This window comes from Acinetobacter sp. YH01005 (assembly GCF_013420465.1).
GTDB classification, from domain to species: domain Bacteria; phylum Pseudomonadota; class Gammaproteobacteria; order Pseudomonadales; family Moraxellaceae; genus Acinetobacter; species Acinetobacter amyesii.
In genome coordinates, this window is sequence record NZ_VOYA01000013.1 from 14,158 (window position 1) to 36,635 (window position 22,478).

Annotated in this window: 20 protein-coding genes; 9 read left to right on the forward strand and 11 right to left on the reverse strand. The window is 40.3% G+C overall.

Features of this window, described 5'->3' with window-relative positions; all coding sequences use genetic code 11:
- Positions 1-268: 268 nt before the first annotated feature.
- The gene (locus tag FTT72_RS10435) at positions 269-1,147 is read right to left on the reverse strand and encodes a pirin family protein (protein ID WP_180025915.1); all 879 of its coding nucleotides are present in this window, start codon (positions 1,145-1,147) and stop codon (positions 269-271) included.
- A gap of 322 nt (positions 1,148-1,469) precedes the next feature.
- Here FTT72_RS10435 and ycaC point away from each other — a divergent pair, with 322 nt between their 5' ends.
- Both ycaC and FTT72_RS10445 read left to right on the forward strand, forming a co-directional pair.
- The gene (gene ycaC / locus FTT72_RS10440; protein WP_180025950.1) at positions 1,470-2,102 is read left to right on the forward strand and encodes an isochorismate family cysteine hydrolase YcaC; all 633 of its coding nucleotides are present in this window, start codon (positions 1,470-1,472) and stop codon (positions 2,100-2,102) included.
- Between the two features lie 107 nt (positions 2,103-2,209).
- Positions 2,210-3,133 (forward strand): LysR substrate-binding domain-containing protein, encoded by a 924-nt coding sequence (locus FTT72_RS10445; protein ID WP_180178329.1) that lies wholly within the window; start codon positions 2,210-2,212, stop codon positions 3,131-3,133.
- Positions 3,134-3,201: 68 nt separating this feature from the next.
- On the opposite strand, the gene ahpC is transcribed toward FTT72_RS10445, so the two are convergent.
- Both ahpC and FTT72_RS10455 read right to left on the reverse strand, forming a co-directional pair.
- The gene (gene ahpC, locus FTT72_RS10450) at positions 3,202-3,765 is read right to left on the reverse strand and encodes an alkyl hydroperoxide reductase subunit C (RefSeq protein ID WP_078190520.1); all 564 of its coding nucleotides are present in this window, start codon (positions 3,763-3,765) and stop codon (positions 3,202-3,204) included.
- 486 nt (positions 3,766-4,251) lie between these two features.
- Positions 4,252-5,256: a T6SS immunity protein Tli4 family protein gene (locus FTT72_RS10455; RefSeq protein WP_180002755.1), complete on the reverse strand. Its 1,005-nt coding sequence runs from the start codon at positions 5,254-5,256 to the stop codon at positions 4,252-4,254.
- 223 nt (positions 5,257-5,479) lie between these two features.
- Between FTT72_RS10455 and FTT72_RS10460 the strand changes: the two genes are divergently transcribed.
- Together FTT72_RS10460 and FTT72_RS16160 are read left to right on the forward strand one after the other, a co-directional pair.
- Positions 5,480-5,893, forward strand: coding sequence for a transposase family protein (locus tag FTT72_RS10460; RefSeq protein WP_180002753.1), 414 nt, complete (start codon positions 5,480-5,482; stop codon positions 5,891-5,893).
- Positions 5,841-6,317 (forward strand): transposase family protein, encoded by a 477-nt coding sequence (locus FTT72_RS16160; RefSeq protein ID WP_218946159.1) that lies wholly within the window; start codon positions 5,841-5,843, stop codon positions 6,315-6,317. Before FTT72_RS10460 ends, FTT72_RS16160 begins: the two co-directional genes overlap by 53 nt.
- Positions 6,318-6,561: 244 nt before the next feature.
- Here the strand turns inward: FTT72_RS16160 and ssb are convergent, their stop codons facing one another.
- The 3 genes from ssb to FTT72_RS10480 all read right to left on the reverse strand — a co-directional run bounded on the left by ssb (position 6,562) and on the right by FTT72_RS10480 (position 9,806).
- Entirely contained in the window at positions 6,562-7,149 is a 588-nt protein-coding gene (ssb, locus tag FTT72_RS10470) for a single-stranded DNA-binding protein (RefSeq protein WP_078190523.1), read from the reverse strand.
- A gap of 51 nt (positions 7,150-7,200) precedes the next feature.
- Positions 7,201-8,565, reverse strand: a complete 1,365-nt coding sequence (locus FTT72_RS10475; RefSeq protein ID WP_180113644.1) for an MFS transporter — start codon at positions 8,563-8,565, stop codon at positions 7,201-7,203.
- 155 nt (positions 8,566-8,720) lie between these two features.
- Positions 8,721-9,806: a DUF475 domain-containing protein gene (locus tag FTT72_RS10480; RefSeq protein ID WP_078190525.1), complete on the reverse strand. Its 1,086-nt coding sequence runs from the start codon at positions 9,804-9,806 to the stop codon at positions 8,721-8,723.
- A gap of 207 nt (positions 9,807-10,013) precedes the next feature.
- Between FTT72_RS10480 and tenA the strand changes: the two genes are divergently transcribed.
- Positions 10,014-10,679: a thiaminase II gene (gene tenA, locus FTT72_RS10485; protein ID WP_078193179.1), complete on the forward strand. Its 666-nt coding sequence runs from the start codon at positions 10,014-10,016 to the stop codon at positions 10,677-10,679.
- A 423-nt stretch (positions 10,680-11,102) separates the two neighbouring features.
- On the opposite strand, the gene FTT72_RS10490 is transcribed toward tenA, so the two are convergent.
- The 3 genes from FTT72_RS10490 to FTT72_RS10500 form a co-directional block, all read right to left on the reverse strand.
- Positions 11,103-11,825 (reverse strand): hypothetical protein, encoded by a 723-nt coding sequence (locus FTT72_RS10490; RefSeq protein WP_180173734.1) that lies wholly within the window; start codon positions 11,823-11,825, stop codon positions 11,103-11,105.
- Positions 11,826-12,014: 189 nt separating this feature from the next.
- On the reverse strand, positions 12,015-12,353 hold the full coding sequence (locus tag FTT72_RS10495; protein ID WP_078190528.1) for a GlpM family protein: 339 nt from the start codon (positions 12,351-12,353) through the stop codon (positions 12,015-12,017).
- Between the two features lie 134 nt (positions 12,354-12,487).
- On the reverse strand, positions 12,488-12,871 hold the full coding sequence (locus FTT72_RS10500; protein WP_180108840.1) for a hypothetical protein: 384 nt from the start codon (positions 12,869-12,871) through the stop codon (positions 12,488-12,490).
- A gap of 179 nt (positions 12,872-13,050) precedes the next feature.
- Here FTT72_RS10500 and uvrA point away from each other — a divergent pair, with 179 nt between their 5' ends.
- A complete protein-coding gene (uvrA, locus tag FTT72_RS10505) occupies positions 13,051-15,882 on the forward strand; it encodes an excinuclease ABC subunit UvrA (RefSeq protein WP_180088773.1) in 2,832 nt (943 codons plus the stop codon).
- 32 nt (positions 15,883-15,914) lie between these two features.
- Positions 15,915-16,454: a hypothetical protein gene (locus FTT72_RS10510; protein WP_180178330.1), complete on the forward strand. Its 540-nt coding sequence runs from the start codon at positions 15,915-15,917 to the stop codon at positions 16,452-16,454.
- 390 nt (positions 16,455-16,844) lie between these two features.
- Here the strand turns inward: FTT72_RS10510 and blaOXA are convergent, their stop codons facing one another.
- Positions 16,845-17,696 (reverse strand): class D beta-lactamase, encoded by an 852-nt coding sequence (blaOXA, locus tag FTT72_RS10515; protein ID WP_373686913.1) that lies wholly within the window; start codon positions 17,694-17,696, stop codon positions 16,845-16,847.
- 202 nt (positions 17,697-17,898) lie between these two features.
- Between blaOXA and FTT72_RS10520 the strand changes: the two genes are divergently transcribed.
- On the forward strand, positions 17,899-18,708 hold the full coding sequence (locus tag FTT72_RS10520; RefSeq protein WP_168379426.1) for a toxin-antitoxin system YwqK family antitoxin: 810 nt from the start codon (positions 17,899-17,901) through the stop codon (positions 18,706-18,708).
- Between the two features lie 59 nt (positions 18,709-18,767).
- On the opposite strand, the gene FTT72_RS10525 is transcribed toward FTT72_RS10520, so the two are convergent.
- Positions 18,768-20,474 (reverse strand): diguanylate cyclase, encoded by a 1,707-nt coding sequence (locus FTT72_RS10525; RefSeq protein ID WP_180173731.1) that lies wholly within the window; start codon positions 20,472-20,474, stop codon positions 18,768-18,770.
- Positions 20,475-21,572: 1,098 nt separating this feature from the next.
- Here FTT72_RS10525 and omp33-36 point away from each other — a divergent pair.
- The gene (gene omp33-36, locus FTT72_RS10530) at positions 21,573-22,472 is read left to right on the forward strand and encodes a porin Omp33-36 (RefSeq protein ID WP_180059333.1); all 900 of its coding nucleotides are present in this window, start codon (positions 21,573-21,575) and stop codon (positions 22,470-22,472) included.
- The last annotated feature ends 6 nt before the right edge of the window (positions 22,473-22,478 follow it).

The following is a 22,478-nucleotide window of genomic DNA, read 5'->3' on the forward strand; positions in this document are numbered from 1 at the left end:
CTTTGTTTTTTAAACATATTTTTCTTTAAAATTTTAATTACCCTATAAAACCAAACAATTAAATTAACCATTTTTATAACTTTCGGTTTACTTTAAAGCCAAGTCTCGCTAAGATGCGCCACATAAGAAAGTGATAAATTCATCACAATTTATAAAAAGTAAAATGATATTTAAATCATGACAACTATAAATACTACAGCGCTCAATAAAAAAGCCTCTGACTGTTCAGAGGCTTTTTTTTCGGCTATTTCAACGGCATGAATTTCACTTAAGCCTCATGCGCTAGCGCAATTTCACCAAATTTTCCGTTATTGAAATCATCAAAGGCTTGAATAATTTCAGCTTTGCTATTCATCACAAATGGGCCATAACCTTGAATCGGCTCATTTAGTGGCTCACCGCTAAGTAACAGAAATTGTGTGTCCTGCAACGCTTGTAGCTGAATGGCGATATCATCTTTGGCAAACATGACCATCGAACTGTCTTGAACTTTATGGCTTTCATTCACCACAACCTCACCCTTCAAGACCACCAAAATGGTGTTATGCCCTTCAGGTACATGTAAGGTGGTTTCATATTGAGCTTTCAATTCACCATCCCAGACATTCACTGGACTAAAGGTTTGTGCAGGCCCAAGGTGACCACCCATTTCACCAGCAATCACCCGAATATGCCCTGCACCTTCATCCATGTCTATGCGAGGAATATCTTGGCGTGTGATCGCTTGATAACGAGGCTGGGTCATTTTGTCTTTTGCCGGTAAATTCACCCACAATTGAACCATTTCAAAAAGACCACCTGCTTGAGCAAATTCAGGCGAATGAAATTCTTCATGCACCAGACCCGACCCTGCGGTCATCCATTGCACATCGCCTGTTTGAATTGTGCCGCCACCACCACTTGAGTCCTTATGAGTCACTTCACCGCTGTAGGCGATAGTCACCGTTTCAAAACCACGATGTGGATGTGAACCTACACCATGCCGTGCAGTGGTGGGATCGAACTGATAAGGTGCCGCATAATCCAAAAGCAAAAATGGGCTAATCGCCTGACCTAGACGATCATAGGAAAATAAGCTTTTGACTGGAAAACCATCGCCCACCCAGTGCATTTGCTGATTACGATAAACACCAATTACTTTTTTCATTTCTTAGCTCCTATATTCATACGATAGGATGAACATAGCGCTTATTTTAAGCTTTGAAATACTTACTGACCATCTTCCAGATAGCATTCTATATCTCAAAATTAGAACAATACTCAGACATAAAATCTGCACCTCACTCAAAACCAAGCATTAATTTCGAAATTCTAAGCTTTAAGTCATATACAACGATGAATTATCCCAATTTTATGATTGAGCTTCTCATTCAAACCCATTTCATTGTCTCATTTTTACAACTATTCTAAATCTAGTTAACACGCAGATTTCATCTGATCCTGCGTAGTTGCAAACAGGAAAGAGGACAATAAAATGGGGCAAACCTTACGTTCGTTTAGACAAAGATAATGCCGCGGTACTTTTAGTTGACCATCAAACAGGTCTACTTTCATTGGTTCGCGACATTGATCCAGATAAATTTAAAAATAATGTGCTCGCACTGGCTGCAGCCGCAAAATATTTTAATCTTCCAACGATTCTCACCACCAGTTTTGAACAAGGTCCAAACGGTCCATTGGTTCCAGAACTCAAAGAGATGTTCCCTGACGCACCTTATATTGCACGCCCAGGTCAAATTAATGCTTGGGACAATGAAGACTTTGTGAAAGCCGTCAAAGCAACAGGCAAAAAGCAATTGATTATTGCCGGTGTAGTGACTGAGGTTTGTGTTGCATTTCCAACCTTGTCTGCTTTAGAAGAAGACTTTGACGTCTTTGTGGTGACCGATGCTTCAGGTACATTCAACCATTTAACCCGTGACTCAGCTTGGCAACGTATGACGCAAGCGGGTGCGCAGCTTATGACGTGGTTTGGTACCGCGTGTGAATTACACCGCGACTGGCGTAATGATATTGAAGGTTTAGGTGCGCTTTTCGGCAACCATATACCGGACTACCGCAACCTCATCAACAGCTATACGCAAAATACTGAAAAGAAATAATCCTTCAGTAGTAAAAAGCGGCTTCGAGCCGCTTTTTTTATACCTGATGTATAAATTGACGTATGATGATTTGAATTGAAATAATTTTTCACTGCATAAGGTGATCCATGCATTCATTTGATGACTATTACTACTTTTACTTGGTGGTGAAACATGGAGGTTTTAGCGCTGCAAGTGAAGCATCAAATATAACAAAATCAAAATTAAGCCGACGCATTTTAGATCTCGAAGCCAAATATAATGTCACCCTTATTCAGCGTTCTACCCGACACTTTAAGGTCACGACATTAGGCCAAGAATTGTATGAAGAATGCATAAAAGTGATCGAACAAGTTGAATGTGCGCATCAGGTGCTCCTGAAGCAAAAAAGTGAACTTGAAGGCTTGGTTAAAATTAGTTGTCCACCGGTCATGATGGAACATCAAATTCGCCCCTTGTTAAATCAATTTTTAAAAGATCATCCCAAAGTTCAGGTCGAACTTGAGCTGTCTAGCCGCCGTGTAGATGTCTTGCATGACGACATTGATTTAGCGATTCGTACCAATTTTAGTAAAAATGAAGACTCGAGCATTATTGTACGTGACGTGATTAAAACCGTGCATTGCTTAGTGATTAGTCCAGATCTTTTACAAGGACGCGAGTTAAAGCATATTTTCGAATTGACAGAATTTCCGAGTATCGTTTTGGGTACACAGAAAAACCGCTATCAATGGCATTTGCATCATACCGGACAGCAAGAGCAGATTGAAATTGCCTTACAACCTCGAATTAAAAGCAATGACTTAGCCGGTGCTTATTATGCGGTACTCGATGGTTTAGGCATCGCAGACTTACCGTATTTAACGGTACAAGCAGATATTGAGGCAGGTCGTTTAATTCACCTCTTCCCCGAATGGTGCTCAAATGTCGGTACGGTACAATTGGTATACGCTTCCCGTAAAGGTCAGCGCCTAGTCATGGAGAGATTAATTGACTATTTAGTCGATGGAATTCGTGACTATGCTCCAGAACATGATGGCTATTTAGTTTAATGTTCTTGACCATAAAAAAAGCCAGAACTGAGTTCTGGCTTTTTTAAATCTACGGTTGGATCACCAAATTAGATTTTACCCACTAGGTCGATCGATGGTGCAAGCGTCGCTTCACCTTCTTTCCATTTTGCAGGACATACTTCACCTGGGTGTGCATGTACATATTGAGCAGCTTTTACTTTACGCATCAATTCAGAAGCATCACGGCCGATACCACCTGCGTTGATTTCAACGATTTGGATTTTACCTTCAGGGTCGATCACGAAAGTACCACGGTCAGCAAGACCATCCGCTTCAATTAAAACATCAAAGTTTTTCGCAAGTGTCCAAGTTGGATCGCCAACCATTGGGTATTCGATTTTCTTAATTTCTTCAGAAGAATCGTGCCAAGCTTTATGCGTGAAGTGTGTATCAGTAGATACTGAATAAATTTCTACACCCATTTTTTTGAATTCAGCATAGTGATCAGCAAGATCGCCTAATTCTGTTGGACATACAAACGTAAAGTCAGCAGGATAGAAGAACACCACAGACCATTTACCGTAGAAGTCTTTTTCTGAAACTTCAATAAATTGACCGTCTTGGTAAGCGGTAGCGTTAAATGGTTTTACTTCAGTATTAATTAAACTCATTTGATATTCCTCTAACTCATTTCAGGGATTGCTTATCTGTTGAAGCTAGAATACGACATATCAAACCATAGGTAAAACCGAACTTTTTTATAAAAACTATCGGATTTTTAGATTTGTTATTTAAATCAATCTTTGCCTTTCCATCGTACAAAGCAATCAAGTTCAATGGGTGCAAGGCTTTATATCCATAAAGAGGGTCTGCCAAGCAGCCTGTGTAAACTGTTGTTTATAGTGTGATGGTGGCGTTTTGACTTTATGTGATAACCATGCCCGACAATAACTTTCGGTTGCAGGGAACCATACTTTCTTAGATTCCATTGGTTCAACATTTGAGCCCATGATGCCCGGTATAAAAATAATAGGCACAACCAATTTAGGCCCAATAACGGCATTGCAAATAGTTTTATTAGTGCTTGGAGTCACAACAGACTTGAAGCAATCCCCCAGTACTATCAATAGGAGTTTTTTCAATCGTCATAATTATTCCTAGAATTTTTTTATTGTTTCAAGAATTGATTCATATATTTTTAGGGCTTCTTTTTCTGAAAGGTCTGAAGTCCGAACATTACTTCCATCGTATCCAGAATCAAACTCATACTTTACCGCTGGATCATTAATCTTCTGAGCTGTTCCTGCATGTTCCCAAGTTGCAATAATCCCATTTCTGCCTTTCATTGGAGCTTTGCTTACCCATTCCGATCCAGTGAGTTGATCACCACTAGTTTGGTTTTTTGTACCTTTTCTGATTGTTTTGAATGATGTGTACGTTAAATGAAGAATTCCATCACGTTTTAGATTGCTTTCTGTGCGAGTAATTAAATCTGGCAATTGATGAGCAACAGCATCGACTTGCATACTTGTTCTCACAGATGGCATATCGCTCATTTTGAATGCAATCGTATGTGTACTTCTTCGGAACTGTGAATCAGAATCTTTAATAAATCCATTTAAGATACAAACACCTTTCTCAGAAGGAACTGTATCGTTGTTGCGAGCACTGATATTCGCAATGATCTTGTTCATTTCATCAAAAACTAGACCTTTCTTCTCTGGCATGTATGGGATCTCAAACTTGAACAATGTATTCCGATCTAAGACCCAAAAATGAAGCTGTAAAGGAGCACCTTCAATAGTTCCAGCTTTCCCTGAGAAAATACGTACTGACTTAGACCCAAATATTTTTAATTCTGTGTCCAAAGTAATTTTAGATACTTTACTAGTAAAGTAATCTTTTAATGATGCATATTCAGCATTTAATTCAGCAACGGATGATCCAGTTTTACTCTTGATTTGGAATGAGTTGAATATATCACCACCAGCGATCTGCTCGACATTTTTAGGCAATTGGATCGTATATCTGCCAGCACAAAAACTTTTAGCGTTTTTTAAGTCAACCATTGGACTAAATACCTTAGAATTATTGTTTGCGTGGGAGTAACTAGCACTTATAAACATTGAAGTCATTAAAGCTAGTTTAACAATTGTTTTCATTGGTATTTCTCTCGAATATTAAATAATGTTAGTGTTATTAATTTCTAAACTATACGTTTAAATTATATTTATCAAAATTTGTAAAATTTAATTGATATATTGATAAAAAATTAAGTACTAAGAGAATGTAATGAATAAATATAATTTATATTAGACATCTTGCATAAATCAAAAAACGAGCACCTTTTTGATTGATATTTGTACTCTAACTTTCTTAGCATTCATGCATAATCTGCGGATGAAATACATTGATTCAAAGAAGAAGCTTTCTGAAACACAGTTTAAGCGATATACCGGCATCTCATGGTCAACCTTTTATTTAATGGTTGAGCAATTGCAGAAGCATGTTCCAGCTAAAGGCAGACCACCCAAGTTAAGTGTGGAGGATCAGGTTCTACTCTGTCTGAGCTATTGGCGGGAATACCGAACTTTATTTCACGTTGCTACGAGTTACGGGGTTTCAGAGTCAACAGCCTCAAGAATTGTACGTCATGTTGAAGATTGCCTGATTCAATCCAATCTGTTTAATTTACCGAAGAATTTGCCTGAAGGCGAAGGGATCGACTGGAATGTGGTGATCGTGGATGCCACAGAAATTCCAATTCAAAGGCCTAAAAAAACAGAAGAAAAGCTATAGTGGCAAGAAAAAGACGCATACCTTTAAAGTACAGGCCATCATTCATTATAAAACTCAGCAAATTCTGAGTTTATGCACTGATCGCGGTATGGTGCACGATTTCGAGCTATTAAAACGCAATTTAAAGCAGATTCCTTCAGGTGCTTTTATCCTTGCAGATAAAGGCTATCAGGGAATTTATGCTGTGTACCCTAATAGCCTATTGCCGTTAAAAGCCAAAAGACGCTGTAAACTGGAACCTGAACTCAAAATCTATAATCAGGCAATCAACAAAAGAAGAATCGGGATCGAGCATGTATTTGGTCGCCTGAAGACCTTTAAAATTCTTGCTGAACGTTACCGAAATAGAGGTAAAAGGCTGGGTTTGAGATTCCGTTTAATCGCAGGAATCTATAACTCGGAATTGAGTAAAAATGATTTATGAAAGAGGTCTATTTTTTAACAGTAATTTGTATTTTATTATCAGGCTGCACTACTTGGAACTAATGGGGCACTGGTAAAAGTCACAAATATTGTCATGTAGTTACTGATAATCAAATAAAACTTTTGAACTGTAAAATAATAAAAAAGTTTACAGAATTATTTCTAATATCTGTAAACTTTCTTTTAACTTACTATATATAAAGAATAATTTTATAAACTTTACAAAATATAGTCTCTAGGGTGTACTAAAACGGTAAGTCATCATCTAAATCTGCTGCTGCAGGAGCCGGTGTCGGTGCAGGCTGTTGTTTTGGCGCAAAACCACCTGGGTTGTTGTTGCCATAGCTATTGCCTTGAGCCGGTTGGTTATTGCCATAACCGCCTTGGTTTGAGTTATTACCGTAGCCACCTTGGTTTTGGTTATTGTTATAACCACCTTGTTGGTTATTAAAACGAGGCTGACCAAAATCACCGCCTTGACCTTGTTCGCCTTGTTGGCGATTATTGTCAAGCATTTGCATTTGTTCACCACGAATTTCAGTCGTGTAACGCTCTTGACCGCCTTGATCTGTCCACTGACGAGTACGTAATGAACCTTCAATATAAACTTTAGAACCTTTGCGCAAATATTGCTGTGCAATTTCACCTAAGCGGTTATGTAACACAATACGGTGCCATTCTGTTTGCTCTTTACGTTCACCTGTATTTTTATCTGTCCATGAATCACTCGTTGCAATTGAGAACTGAGTGAGAGAACCACCATTTGGGAAAGTTTTTGTTTCAGGGTCACGACCCAAAGTACCAACTAAAATGACCTTATTTACACCACGCATCAGACGTATTCTTCCTATTTGTTTCTATTATTTACTTTATAAGAGTTATGGTTAAATGGCTACCTCTTTCCCTAACAAGTGCGTTAAATGTTGTCGCGCAGATTCATCCATCTGCTGCTTATCCACTTTTACATAAGCCACTTGCTGGTCAGACATCACCACAACTTCTTCAATACCACGAATTGCTAAAAGCTGAGAAGTCCATTCATCCGTTTCTTTATCTTCAGGCAAACTGAAAACCATAGACGATAAATAACGCGGCTGAGCCAACCCAAAACTAATGATCAACCATAAAATGGCTAGCCCTGTCAGGATGCCCCATCCCATTGCCGTATCATTTAGCAACAAAAGTTGCCCGCCAATCATACCACCAAAAAATGCCCCCAGAAACTGACTGCTGGCGTTCACGCCCATGGCTGTCGCTTTAGACTGAATTGGAGCCGCTTTCGATAACCATGACGGTAATAATGCTTCCATCACATTAAATGCAATAAAGAATAATCCTAAGCCAGTAAGCAGAATATATTTAGATTCGAAACCAAAAATTAAGATGCCCAATCCTAGAATAATGCCACCAATGGCGGTCAAGAAAATGCCACGCATTTTGCGATATTTTTCCGCCAGAATAATGCTCGGAAAGGCAAAAAACAGGCTCACGACCAAAAGCGGCAAATATACCAGACCATGCGAATGCAAGGGAATATTGGCGAAGTCAATCAACTGAGATGGCACATAAATAAACATCGCTGTGAGTAGTAAATGCAATGCAAAGACTGAAACGTGCAACCGATTTAGATCAGGCATTTTCAGCACTTGCTTCAATTGCGTCAGATAACCTTGTTGAAAATTTTTATGATGACGCGTTACTTTCGGTACCAATAGCAACATCGCAATCGCGGCAAGTCCCATGATGGTGGTCACCCAAAATAAACCCGAGATACCGACTAAACCTGTGAGCCAAGGCCCAAGGCTAAACGCCACCACAAAGGACAAACCGATACTCATCCCCATCATCGCCATGGCTTTAGTGCGCTGTTCTTCACGTGTGACATCGGCTAGCAAAGCCATCACTACCGCAGACACAGCGCCACCACCGGCTATCGCACGCCCGATAATTACGCCATAGATGCTATCGGACATCGCCGCAATTGCACCGCCTAAAGCAAACAACAGCAGCCCGATCACCACCAACGGTTTACGGCTATAACGGTCTGCAATCAAACTAAACGGAATCTGTAAAATTGCTTGGGTCAACCCATAGACACCCACCGCTAAACCAATGAGTGCCGGTGTTGCCCCTGCATATTGCTGACCTGCCACAGAGAAAACAGGAATAATCATGAACAGCCCCAGCATACGTAAGGCGAAAATACTACTCAAAGCAAAAGTTGAGCGTCGTTCAAGAGCATTCATCATAGCTGGTTAAAAATTCATTAATCTTGGAATGGGATTATAGGACATTCAGCTTAAAGCGAAGCAGGATTTTTATTGATTTTAAATATCCTGATGATTGGACAAATAAAAAGCGCAGCTGATGCTGCGCTTTTTGGGAGATATTAGGCAAATTTAAATTAGCCTAGACTTTCTTGGCGCTTTTTATATTGAATAGAGGCAATCACCGCCCAAACAATAAATGCCACACCAATTAGACCCGTTACCACTTCAGGGACATGCAGACCCGTGCCACTCGCCAACATAATGAAGGCCAAAGCACCAATCGCATAATGCGCACCATGTTCAAGGAAGATATAAGCATCTAAGGTGCCTTTATCTACTAAGTAAATGGTCATCGAACGCACGAACATTGCACCAATAGCAAGACCGAGCATAATGATCACGACATCAGAGGTAATCGCAAATGCACCAATCACTCCATCAAAACTGAATGAGGCATCGAGTACTTCAAGGTAAAGGAAACCACCAAAACCTGCTTTGATCACGCCTGTCGGTACGCCATTTGCATCATGTCCAACCGCATTACCGTTTTCATCGACTTCAGGTTCGCCACCCAATAAATGACTCAGTACTTGGACACCGATATACACCACGATCCCCCAAATACCCGCCATTACAACCGCTAGACGAGAGGCTTCAGCCACGTTTGCCGCCATCACCAATAACGCAATTAGGGCAATAAACACGGACATCGCAGGAACGTTTGCAAGATTGGCCAAACGACGCTCTAACCAACGGAACCAATGGGTATCTTTCCCTTCATCTAAGAAGAAGTTCAGGAACACCAATAATAAGAAAGCACCACCAAAGGCCGCAATTTCTGCATGATGTGCCATCAATTTAGCTGAATACTGAATTGGATCATTCAACGCCATTTGAACCACTTCCATTGCACCCATGTCTGCAGTTACAGCCACGATCACAATTGGGAAAATCAGACGCATACCAAAGACAGCAATCACGATCCCGACAGTTAAGAAAATCATTTTCCAAAAATGGTCCCAACCACGGAGTACGGATGCATTGACAACGGCATTGTCAAAAGACAAAGACACTTCCATCACCGCTAAAATGGCAGTAATGGTCAGTGCTGTCAGCATGGCTTGCACGCCTGCATTTGGGCCATGATTCAGACCCCAATATGCAGAAATAGCAAGACACACGATCGTAAATACGATTGAGAAACCAAAATGTTTCATCATGATAGATCGACCTATTCATTCAATAAGATTTCAAAATGAGGGAATACCCAGTTTGAAGCTAAGTTTATGGCGCAATTATGCCGCTTTTCAGAATTGAAACCAAAAATTATTCGTTACATTTTGAATAAACACTCTAAGATGGAGGCTCTCAATTACATCGCATCATGGTGTAGACCCGTCTTTCATTTTTAACGACAGGAATGTTCAATGCGTTTTTCTGAAGAAGTTTGGCAACGTAATACCGCGTTATATCAGCAGATTCTCCATCTACCGTTTAATCAGGAATTGGCTCAGGGCAGTTTAAGCCGCGACGCCTTTTGCCACTATGTCATTCAGGATGCCCATTATTTATTGGCCTATGGTCGTGCGCTTGCGGTGTGTGCAGCCAAGGCGTTTGATGCCGACGATGTGATTCAGTTTTCTGAAGCCGCAAAAATTGCCATCGTGGTGGAACGCAGTCTGCACAATGACTTTATGCAAGGTTTCAACATCAGCAAAGAACAGTTTGAAAATACCCCATTAACCCTTGCCTGCCATCATTACACTTCGTTTCTAACAGCGACAGCATGGTCAGAAAGTTACCCTGTGGTCCTTGCCTCACTCCTGCCTTGCTTTTGGATCTATGCTGAAGTCGGCAAAGCCATTGTCAGCCAATCTGTGCCTAATAACCCTTACCAAGCATGGATCGACACCTACTCAGGTGAAGACTTCAATACTGCTGTGCAAAACGTGATTCAAACCATTGATCGAGTGGCCGCCCGCTGTGATGCAGATACACGTGAAAAAATGCATGCCGCCTACACGAACGGCGCAAAATTAGAATGGATGTTCTGGGACAGCGCGTATCAACAGCGGACTTGGCCTGTTGAATAAGCTATTGATTTAAGCTCTGATGTTACGCCCGTAAAAGTAATTTCGCATTTTTAATATGCTTTTTAAGTCTATTCGATGGAATCTTACATCCAGAGTTTGAATAAAGGGATCAGCCTTCGGCTGGAGGTACTTTTGTTTCGGCAAAAGTACCCAAAACCATTGTCATCCGCAAAACTCGTTCACTAGCGTCAAATTATTCAAAGTATCGCAAAAACATTTGTGATTAGAAGTCGTCCTGTCTCAAACACTTGCGGATGACTTTACCGCGTATCGTTCTTTTATTTGAATCAAATTGCGCTTCTGATTTTACTGCATAACATCAGTTAAAATGTATAAAAATTTAAGGATCTAAAATTACTTTTAGATCCTTTTTTTAATACGGTTGGATTCGGTTCAAATGACCTTACACGATCATTCAGTGTATTAGCGTTTAAAACGATACCATCCGAGGAAAATCCCCATCGCGATAATCACCAAAAAAATCGCAAAACGTGCTTCACGCAATTCACTGCGCGCTGCTTTACGTTCCTGCATTTCTTCTGAATGAAATTGTGATTTGATCATCGGATCAAGTTGAGCAATGGCCAATAAATCTTTGGGCTTTTCGCCTTTACCTAAAATCAAATACAGCCCTTTCACCTGCATTTCATTGAGTTTGCCCAGTTCAATATTCAGTTGGGTAGCTTGAGCATTATAGTCTGGCACCCAATCTTCGACGCGGGCATATACATGGACACGACTAGTATCAAAGAGCGATGCATCCTGCACTTTCTTGCCCGTTTGATCTTCCAGTTGTTCACTCAAATCGGAAAATTGGGACAGTACATAGTCTTTTGTCTGTGCCAACTGCACGCCGTCAAAAGCATACTCTTGTATTTTTTGTGCAGGATTATTTTTCAATAATAAGCCTTGGGGAACGACTTTAAAGTCCAATACGGTGTTATCAGGGACTTGGTTGGTTTGTAGCACCATATATACCACAGACCATAGCTGTTCATTTTGCGCGACCGCAGGCACGCTCACGCTATAGCGCTGCTCTGCTGCAGAGTCAATAAACTGTTCAAACGCGAGGATTTGACTGTCTTCAGCCCACAGGATTTGGCTTGAAAACATGAGGCAGATGATCACCCAAAATTGTTTTAACATTATTTGCTCTTATCATGATTATTTGCTGTTCTGTCAGAATTATAATTAACTATTCAAATACTTACATTCCAAATCACACATTTAACGATTGGAAATTCATCATAATTTTAGCCATATCTATTGTTTTATAAATGATCTAGAACCCATAAAAAGTTGATCTGAATCAGCAACGATATAGGCTTTTGATGCTTACTGAAAACTCTGCCATGCATAAATCAAAACAGCCGCAGCAAGCACCCAACTCAAAGTTGCTACACTCAAACATGCCGTTAAGCTCATACGTGTTGCGAGCAGATACACCATTAATAAATAAATGAAATAGGGGATGAGAGACCAGAGTCCAAACAACGCTGTTTTTTGTAATGCGGCTGCACCCTGATCATTTGCCACAATCACATGAGCAATCAGTGCAAAAGTCGGAAACAATGGGACCAGTCCTGCAATATAAAACGCCTTACTTTTAGACAGCAAAGCAATTAATACCACAACAAAGGCACCCATTAAGCTTTTGAGAAATAAGGACAACATGGCATTCAATAGTTTAGAGAAAACTGCATTTTACGCCTTTTCTGCGATAGTCCTGAGATTTTCCAATGCATTTTTATGCACATGACACAGGAGATTTAAATGATGAACTTAAAACAGTCATAACACCTTTATCTTTATACTCCTTTACACCACAGGCTAGATGTAAAGCGCGCTTTTTGTTGCTCAGCCATGTGCTTAAACTGCGCTTGAACTTTTAAATCTTCAGCGCTCATCAAATGTTGATTGTTTTCGACAATTGCCAAAACTAAATCAAACTGTTGAGGAATCTTTTCACAAGCCAGCTGCTTTTTTTCAGCGTCTGTTTTGGCCTGACCTAATTTCGCAATATACAGATCAATTTTTTCACTTTCGGTATTCAGCGCCAAAGTTGCTTGTTCTAAGCTGTCATATTTTTGCACTTTCGGTGTCTGATTTTCGGTACATGCACTCAAAAACACACTACACATCAATAAACCCATCACAGCTAATATTGGATTGAGATGAAGTTGCCATTTCATGTTAAAAGTCCTAGATTGCTGATTTGCAGATGTTTTAGAGCATCGGCACAGACAGCTATATTTTGATTCGGCCATTTTTCTCACAAAGTCACGCATAAATCTAGGTTTAAATTACACTTGAACATTTTTCATGCGCTATCATATATAGGTTTTTCGATGAATATTTTAGGACCCCTTGCATGAGCCAAAGCCATATCCGTATTCGAGGCGCACGTACCCATAACTTAAAAAATGTGTCACTCGATATTCCACGCGACAAGTTTGTGGTCATTACGGGTCTTTCTGGTTCAGGGAAGTCCTCTTTGGCTTTTGATACCTTGTATGCTGAAGGTCAACGTCGCTATGTCGAGTCCTTATCTGCCTATGCACGCCAATTCCTTTCGCAAATGGAAAAGCCCGAAGTTGACTCGATTGAAGGCTTGAGTCCTGCGATTGCCATCGAACAAAAATCAACGAGCCACAACCCACGCTCAACAGTGGGAACAATCACCGAAATTTACGACTATTTACGTCTACTCTATGCCCGTGTCGGCACGCCGTATTGTCCTGAACATGACCTCCCGATGGTGGCTCAGACTGTGTCTGAAATGGTTGATACCGTCAAAGGTCTAGAAGAAGGTACGGCGCTTATGTTGCTTGCCCCTGTGGTCCGTGACCGTAAGGGTGAATACACCAACTTGTTCGAACAATTACAAGGTCAGGGTTTTGTCCGTGCCCGTGTCGATGGTGAAGTCATTGATATCGACACACCACCCGAATTAGACAAAAAGAAAAAGCACACCATCGAAGTCGTTGTTGACCGTTTTAAAGTTCGTGATGACCTCGGTAACCGTATTGCAGAAAGCTTTGAAACGGCTTTACGCATGGGCGGCGATATTGCCATTTTGTCGTGGATGAAAGGCGAACAAGAAGACCGCGTATTTTCTGCGAAACACTCTTGCCCTGAATGTGAACGTGCCGTTGGTGAACTTGAACCACGGCTATTTTCCTTCAACAATCCATTCGGTGCATGCCCTGTTTGTGATGGTTTAGGCACACGCAGCCATTTTAGTGCTGACAAATTGATTCCCAATAATGAAGTTTCGATTAGCCAAGGGGCAATCCGTGGTTGGGACCGTCAACGTCCGTATTACTACAGCATGATCCAAAAAGTTGCCGATCATTTTGGTTATTCTCTAGACACACCGTGGAATGAACTCGATGCCGACACCAAAAAGAAATTCCTTTATGGTACAGGCAAGGAAAAAGTTGACCTCAGCTATATTGATGAACGTGGTCGTTCGCACAAACGTGTGCAAGCCTTTGAAGGGATTCTACCTCACCTAGAGCGTCGCTATCGTGAAACGGAGTCGAACTATGTGCGTGAGGATTTAGCACAGTATTTATCCAATGCCGCATGTGATGCTTGCGGTGGCTCACGTCTCAATGAAATTTCACGTCATGTCCGAGTTAAAGATAAAACCATCGCGCAAATCACCAAGATGTCGATTGGCGATGCTGAAAGCTATTATCAAGACCTCAACTTAAGCGGTGCCAAAGGCGAAATTGCTGACAAGATTTTCAAAGAGATTCGTGAACGTTTGCACTTCCTAGTCTCTGTCGGTTTGAACTATTTAAGTTTATCGCGTTCGGCAGAAACACTGTCGGGTGGTGAAGCTCAGCGTATTCGTTTGGCTTCGCAAATTGGCGCGGGCCTGATGGGCGTAATGTACGTGCTGGATGAACCCTCTATTGGTTTGCATCAGCGTGATAATGACCGCCTATTGGAAACCCTAGTACGTTTGCGTGACTTAGGTAATACCGTATTAGTTGTAGAACATGATGAAGATGCGATCCGTGCCGCCGACCATATTATTGATATTGGCCCCGGTGCAGGTGTGCATGGCGGTCATGTGATTGCCGAAGGGACGTATGATGAAATTTTGGCAAATCCAGATTCATTAACTGGTCAATATCTATCAGGAAAGCTCAGTATTGATGTGCCGAAAACACGCACACAACCGCCAAAACCTGAAGAGCAAATTAAGTTAATGGGCGCTGCGGGTCATAACCTGAAAAATGTCGATTTGACTATTCCTTTAGGTGTGATGACCTGTGTGACAGGTGTATCAGGTTCAGGTAAATCGACGCTGATTAACCGGACATTATTGCCGCTTGCAGCGACTCAATTGAATGGTGCAACCACATTAACGGCTGAGAAATTTGATTCGATTGATGGCTTACAGTTCCTCGATAAAGTCGTTGATATTGACCAAAGCCCAATCGGTCGTACACCACGTTCAAACCCTGCAACATATACCGGTTTGTTTACCCCTATTCGTGAACTGTTTGCGCAAACCCCTGAAGCCAAAGCACGTGGCTATGCTGCAGGTCGATTCTCGTTTAACGTGAAAGGCGGTCGCTGTGAGGCCTGTGAAGGCGACGGTATGATTAAGGTTGCAATGCACTTCTTACCTGATATGTATGTGCCTTGTGATGCCTGCCACGGCAAGCGCTATAACCGCGAAACGTTAGAAGTTGGCTATAAAGGTCGTAACATTTCTGATGTCTTAGAAATGACGGTTGAAGATGCGATGCATTTCTTCGATGCCATTCCTGTGATCCACCGTCGTTTGGAAACCTTGAACCAAGTGGGCTTGGGCTATATCCGTTTGGGTCAGTCTGCAACCACACTTTCAGGTGGTGAAGCGCAGCGTGTCAAATTGGCTCGTGAGTTGGCGAAGCGCGATACAGGCAAAACCTTGTATGTACTTGATGAACCAACAACTGGTCTACACTTCCATGATATTGCCAAGTTGCTCGACATCCTGCATGAGCTGCGTAATAAGGGCAATACCATTGTAGTGATTGAGCATAACTTGGATGTGATTAAAACTGCCGATTGGATTGTGGACTTAGGCCCTGAAGGTGGTGCGGGTGGCGGTATGATTATTGCCGAAGGTACACCTGAAGTTGTTGCGAAGAATAAAGTGTCGCATACAGCGAAATTTTTAAAGCCGATGTTGAAATAAGATTCTCTTTCCTTTAAGTGCATGATAAAACGGTGATTCATTCACCGTTTTTTATTTATATGACTTTATTAGAGATAATTGATACAGCCGTAAAAATTGGTTTAGGAGCACTGATAACTGGCGTAATTACCTACTTAAATCAAAAGGCAAATATTTCAGCATCAGTAGCAAAAGATAACCTTCTATATAATCGTAATTTATTGACCAATATTTCCAAAGATCTCGAGGAAATAAATCATCTCGTTTTAAAAATTTGGGCAATTTTTGAATTTGAAACAAAACAATCTCAACCAGCTCTTAATGAGATTTCAGACAGACTTAAACCTCTAAGACACGCACTTTTTAATGACTTTAATTTACTTAGCAAAAATGAAGGTTTACTTCTTTTACATGGATATATTGAACAACAAGAAAAGCTAAGAATTTATGGCGAATTACTCAGAAAATTTAACGCTTATACACTTTGTAAAAATGGATCTATCAATGTTGAAACAACTGCTCAATATAGATTTGAAATTTTAGAAGCTAGAAAATCACTTTATACGAGCTTAAACAAAGCCATTTCTAAATAAATTCTTGTTCTTCACAACATTCAATCACATGACGGCGACATGGATGTCGCCTGTTTGAGTGGGGCAGCACGGATGTGCCCTCAGCCAAACAAAAGCATTTTGCTTACTTTTGTGCGTTCAAAAGTAGGGATCTCCTACACAATGGAAACTCAAACCCAATGCTAAGCGAGGACGTTTAGAAAAGCATATTTTTTTGAAAATAACCTTAACTAAATCCATCAACAAAATTCGCACCATTATTTATACATTCAACTGGAACTTTTCGGACTTACCTTCAACCAAACAAAAGCATTTTGCCTACTTTTGTGCTTTCAAAAGTAGCAACGTCCTACACAATGGAAACTCAACCCCAATGCAAAGCGAGGACATGCAAACTTAAAACTCAAAAAATTAACGTAAATAATGAAACACACCCAACTTATCCAACACATCCAAAGTTAACTGCTTACGCTCCGCCACATCATCCCCTGCTGCCATCTGCATATTCAAACTAAACGACATGATCTTGCCATGACCATCATCCACCCAACCGGTATACCAACCGACTTGGGGTTCAACATCCATGCCCCAACCACTCTTGGCATACAACTTCGCATCGCCACGACTTTCAATATAAAGCATGTCTTTGACTTGCTTTTGTACCGCGACATCAAACGGTAATTTCTCTGTCGCAAGCTGATACGCAAATTTGGCTTCTTGCTCGGGCGTAATCTTTAACGGCCCAACCAACCAAAAATTATCCACCTGTTTGCCAATATTGGCATTGCCAAAACCGACCCGTTTGACTTCTTGTTGCATTAACGCCAAACCCATTCGCCTTGCCAGTTCCTGATAAACAGGCACCGCAGACGCTTGCATCGCTTCACCCAAAGTCAGGTCTTTTTCCCATGACGGGAAAGCACGTTTTTCACCTTTCCATTTAAAAACTTCAGTGGTTGTCGCCTTCTGATGCTGCAAACCAATTAAAGCATTTAACATTTTAAAGGTAGATGCAGGAATGTATTCAGTGTGGGCGCGCTGTAAGTCATTGCCATAATGGCTCATGCTCTGACCATCAAATGTGACAAATACCGCCTGTGTCTGTGCTTGATTAAATAAAGATGGAATTTCACTCACCCGTGAATTTGCTAAATTGGCTTGAGCCGTTTGTTTTAAGTGTTGAGATGAATCCAACATGCCTTCATTTGCTGTACATGCTGTCAAACTCAGGACAGTCATCAACGATAGATATATTTTTTTCATTGCACTATTTTTATGGCGTTTAAAGTCCACAGTATAAGATGAAGTTCAAACCTGAATTGTGTACTTTTCAACAGTCTTGTATCTGTTCCAAACTTAGCGCATCCACTATTTATTTTTAAACAAAACATCCTTATGATGACGCCTATCGTGGACTCAACAACGAATAATTTTTAACTTTTTAAAATATAAAAGCATACTAACAATGAATAAATTTATCTTAAGTTTCAGTCTCTTATTATGTCCAATATATAGCTTTGCCGATGGCTATCTAAACGAATACATGGTGCTGTTTGTCTCACAAGAAGACCCTGATCTTAGCCCATGGAAAGATAAGCCGCAGTGTAAAGCCCTCAGTACCCCGACTTCACACAAAGGGATCTATGAAAATCAATATGTCTATGCCAATGGCAATGCCCTAACCACCATCTTTCTGAGCAACAGCAAAATTAAAAATGGTGAATGTGAACATCTAATTCACTTTCCAGATGGTATTCAAGGCTCAGGCGTATTTGAAAGTTTCTTCCCCAACGGCAAATCCCGTAGCCGCATTGCCTATAAAAATGGGGAGTACGAAGGCAAACTCGAGTTTTGGTTTGCCAATGGGATAAAAGAGCAAGAAAGTAGCATCATCAATGGTGAATCTCAGGGGGATTACAAAATTTGGCATCCGAATGGCCAACTGGCTTTTTCTCAAAATTATAAAAATGGTATCGAGCATGGCCTGCGCCAACGCTGGTACAGTAATGGTAAACCGTGGACCTATGCCAATTTTCAAAACAATAAATTGATTGGCGAGCTGAAAATGTGGTTTGAAAACGGCAAACTAGAACGCCAAGGTTATTATCGTAATGGCGTTCGTCATAACAGTTATAAAATTTGGTATGACAATGGGCAACCTGAAGCGGTGCTTCAGTACGATTTAGGCAAAATTACCCAAGCCCAGTGTTGGAATGAAGATGGTAGTCAAATGAACCAACAAGCCTGCAATAAATTATATAAAGATGAAGATTAATTGATTTTTCTAGCTAACTTTATGAATCTGCCAAGATATTTATGAATATCAAGCTGCGTTTAGGCTGAAACACGGTCACGCCCCGCAGCTTTGGCTTTAAATAATGCTTGGTCTGCGCGCTCTAATAAATCGATCCAGCTTTTGGCACCCACTGCAACACCAATACTCACCGTCACGATGAGATCTGCTTCGTCTTCTGCCAAATTGAAATTCACATGCTGAATATCATGCCGTATGGTTTCGGCAATGTGCTGGGCTTTGAGCATATCAATCCCCTCGATCAGGACTAAAAACTCATCTCCACCATATCGCACCACCAAGTCGGATGAACGAATATGTTGTCGTAATTGATTGGCAACATGTTGAATCACCAAATCGCCGACAATATGCCCATAGCGATCATTGACCTGTTTAAAGTGATCAATATCAATCACGATCAGTGCTGTATGTAAAAAGCCTGAATTTTGGCTGTCGCGAAATTTAATATATTCATCTAAGGCAAAACGATTGGCGACATTGGTGAGTGAGTCAGTATTGGCAATATGTTTAAGCTGAAATTCAAAGGCATCACGTTGTTCCAACATGTTTTCAATATGCTGAATGGCATCAAATAAACTGAGATAACCTACTTTGGCAGGTTCAATCACGCCTTGATCCATTTGTCGGTGCCGAGCCAGTTTAAATAACTGATTACGAGCACGAATTAAAGGTTCAAACACCCATTTCTTGGCATAGAACATCGTTAATAATGCAGTCAGTAATGACACGAGCGAGACAAAAAGCGTGAAAATCAATTTATTTCGCGCTTCACGTTGTTCATCCGCAGCTACTTTGAGACTGTAATCTAAAATATAACTTTGCAATTCCACCACTGTGACAAATTTATTGACCATTGCATCAGTGAGCTGGGTGCCATCCATGTGATAACGCTGATGTTGAAGACTTTTTTGAGCCAAACCATCAATAATTGGCAAACCTTTATCTAAAAATTCCGTTCGTACCGCATGATGTAACTGTTTAAACTCGGGTGTTTTGTCATGTTCGGACTGCACGACATTAATCAACTCCCACAAATAGCGTGTTTGACGCTGGGTTTGTAAACTCCGCGCTAAATTTTGTTCAGGAATTTCCTGTTGAAACGATACTGCAGCCATAATATTGGACGCGACTCGTCCTGCCTGATCACGTAATTCAGCCAGTAATAAAATCAGCGTGTAATAATTCGATACACGGGTATCTTTACCATGTGAATGATTGACCAATTTCTGCATGGCAATATAGCTTTGATCCCAAGCTTGGAACATCGCCAAAATGGCATGATCCAATTTTTTAGCGTCACGCTGTTGTGTCGGCAGCGCAATATATTGATCGACCGTTTTGCGACCCTGCAACAAATATGGATATAAATTGGACTCTAACTGCTGGGCGATCGGTGCAAAGCCCGTTTCTTTTAAAACTTTCAGTGTATCTTGATATTGCCGATCAACGCCTTGACGATATTCAGCCAACTCAATAATTTTTTGCTCACGCTGAAGACCTTGACTCGACATTGCACTGTTAGCTGGCGCACGTTCACGAGAAATTTGGTTGGTTAAATCTGCCACCATTTTTAGCATCTGAATTTCTTTCAGCGCTTGAGCATTTTTGAGGTAGTTTTGATAACTGCTCACAATCAGTGGAACACTAATAAATACGATAGACAAGACGATTACTAGCATCGCAAGTTGCAAGCGCTTACTAATATGCTCTGTTCGTAATGTTTCCATCTATTTTATGCCCCACACTTGTTGCATACCCCAACCCACTTATCAACTAAACGCGGGAATATTTAAATTAATGATCAATAATTTATTAATTTATAAAATGAACATTTATACAGCTAAATTCTATACAAATGTGTTGAATCTGTCACATTTTTATCATTTTAAAACGAGATAATTTGCTAAAAAACAGCAACATATTTGAAAGGAATAAATTTTTTTATGAACTTGCTTAAATAAATATTTACAATTGCAATAAATTGGTGCAGAATGCACCGTATTAGGGCACACTAAATTTCTTCCTCAGCAGAATATTTTAGTTTCCCGAAAATTTTGGCTAAAAAATCCTGATTTTCCATGAAAATCAGGATTTTTTTTGTCTGGACCTACTGAACTCGATGATAAATTCAATAATATATGCACCATAAAAGGGCATTTATTTTTATTCCATCTCCGTTTTATCTATAATCTTTGCGGTAAAGTTCCATTTTTAGACAAAAAAAAGCCCAACCTTGGGGAAAGCTGGGCGAATAAAAAACAAATGATGGAGAATCAGGGTCAAAGTCACACTTTTAAACTGTGTGACGACTCGATTGGCAAATTATGAATCAAATAAAACCTGATGTAAAGCCAAGTATTTCACAAGGATATTAAATTTATCACTAAGATATTCATTTAAGTGAAGTAGACCTCAGATTTAAAACAAAAACGTCCATTTACTATGCAAATAAACAGTTTTTGCCCAACAATTCGGCAGTCAAAACCGCAATTTATCGCTTCAAATGCGTGAAAAGCGTTAGAATTTACCCACTACAATAAATGTTATTTTGAATTAAAATAACAATAATAATTGTTATTTCAGATTGAAAAGTTGTGTATTTTTTCAAGTGTATTTTTTTAATTAAGAATTTAATCAAACTTACTTAATTGTTCTCAATGATTTTTTTTCAGTGACTTATTAGTTAGAGTAAAAACTGAATTTCTTATTATGAAATAAAGATCTGAGTCAGAGACTGAATAATAACCTTTAGGATCATTGACTTAATATATTGTTACAATACAATGCTCAATGTTTAATCCATTTGTAACAACTGGTAGAAAATCATGAAAAAACTCGGTTTAGCCACTGCTTTATTATTAGCCATGACCGGTGCTCAAGCTTACCAATTTGAAGTTCAAGGCCAAGCAGAATACATCGACACAACTGCAAATGACAAAGATTTCATTGGTGGTGTTCAAGGTACTTACTACTTCAAAAATGTTGACTCTACAAAAGGTCCTTTAGCAGAAGCTGCATTCTTAAACCAAGCTTCTAACGTAGCTGTTGCTTACAACTACGGTGAAGTTGGTTCAGAAGGTACTGACGTAATTGCTCATAACTTCGGTGCTAAAGCTGAAGCTTATGTTCCAACTAAAGTTGTTCCTGTATATGCAAGCGCGTCTTACAGCCACACTATTCTTGACAGCAAAAACCAAAAATTCGCTGACAACAATGGCGACCGTTATGCTTTAGAAGTTGGTGCACTTCCAACTCAAAACTTCTTAGTTGCTGTTGGTTACACTAGCGTTGCTGACCAAGCTGCTGTTGACGCGTTCAACGTTATGGGCAACGGTGTTGCTAAAGCTGCTGCTGAAGCTACAACTATTGGCCAAGACCAAGATGCAATCACTGCACGTGCTAAATATGTTGGCGCAATCGACGACACTAACATGGCAATTGGTTTCGAATCAGGCATCATCTACGGTGATGACACTGCTTACAACCTAGGCACTACACTTTACCTTAACCCTAAACTAAGCGTTGGCGTTTCTTACATGGAATCTAGCTATGCTGGTTCTCCTGACAAAGCTTTAGCTGCTAACGTAAACTACTTCGTTACTCCAGCTGTTTCAGTTGGTGCTAGCTATGTAAATGCTAACTATGAAGCTAAAAACGATGCATTTGAAGATGCTGTAGCGCTTGACACTCAAACTGTTGGCGTAAATGCTAAATTCCGTTTCTAATTCATA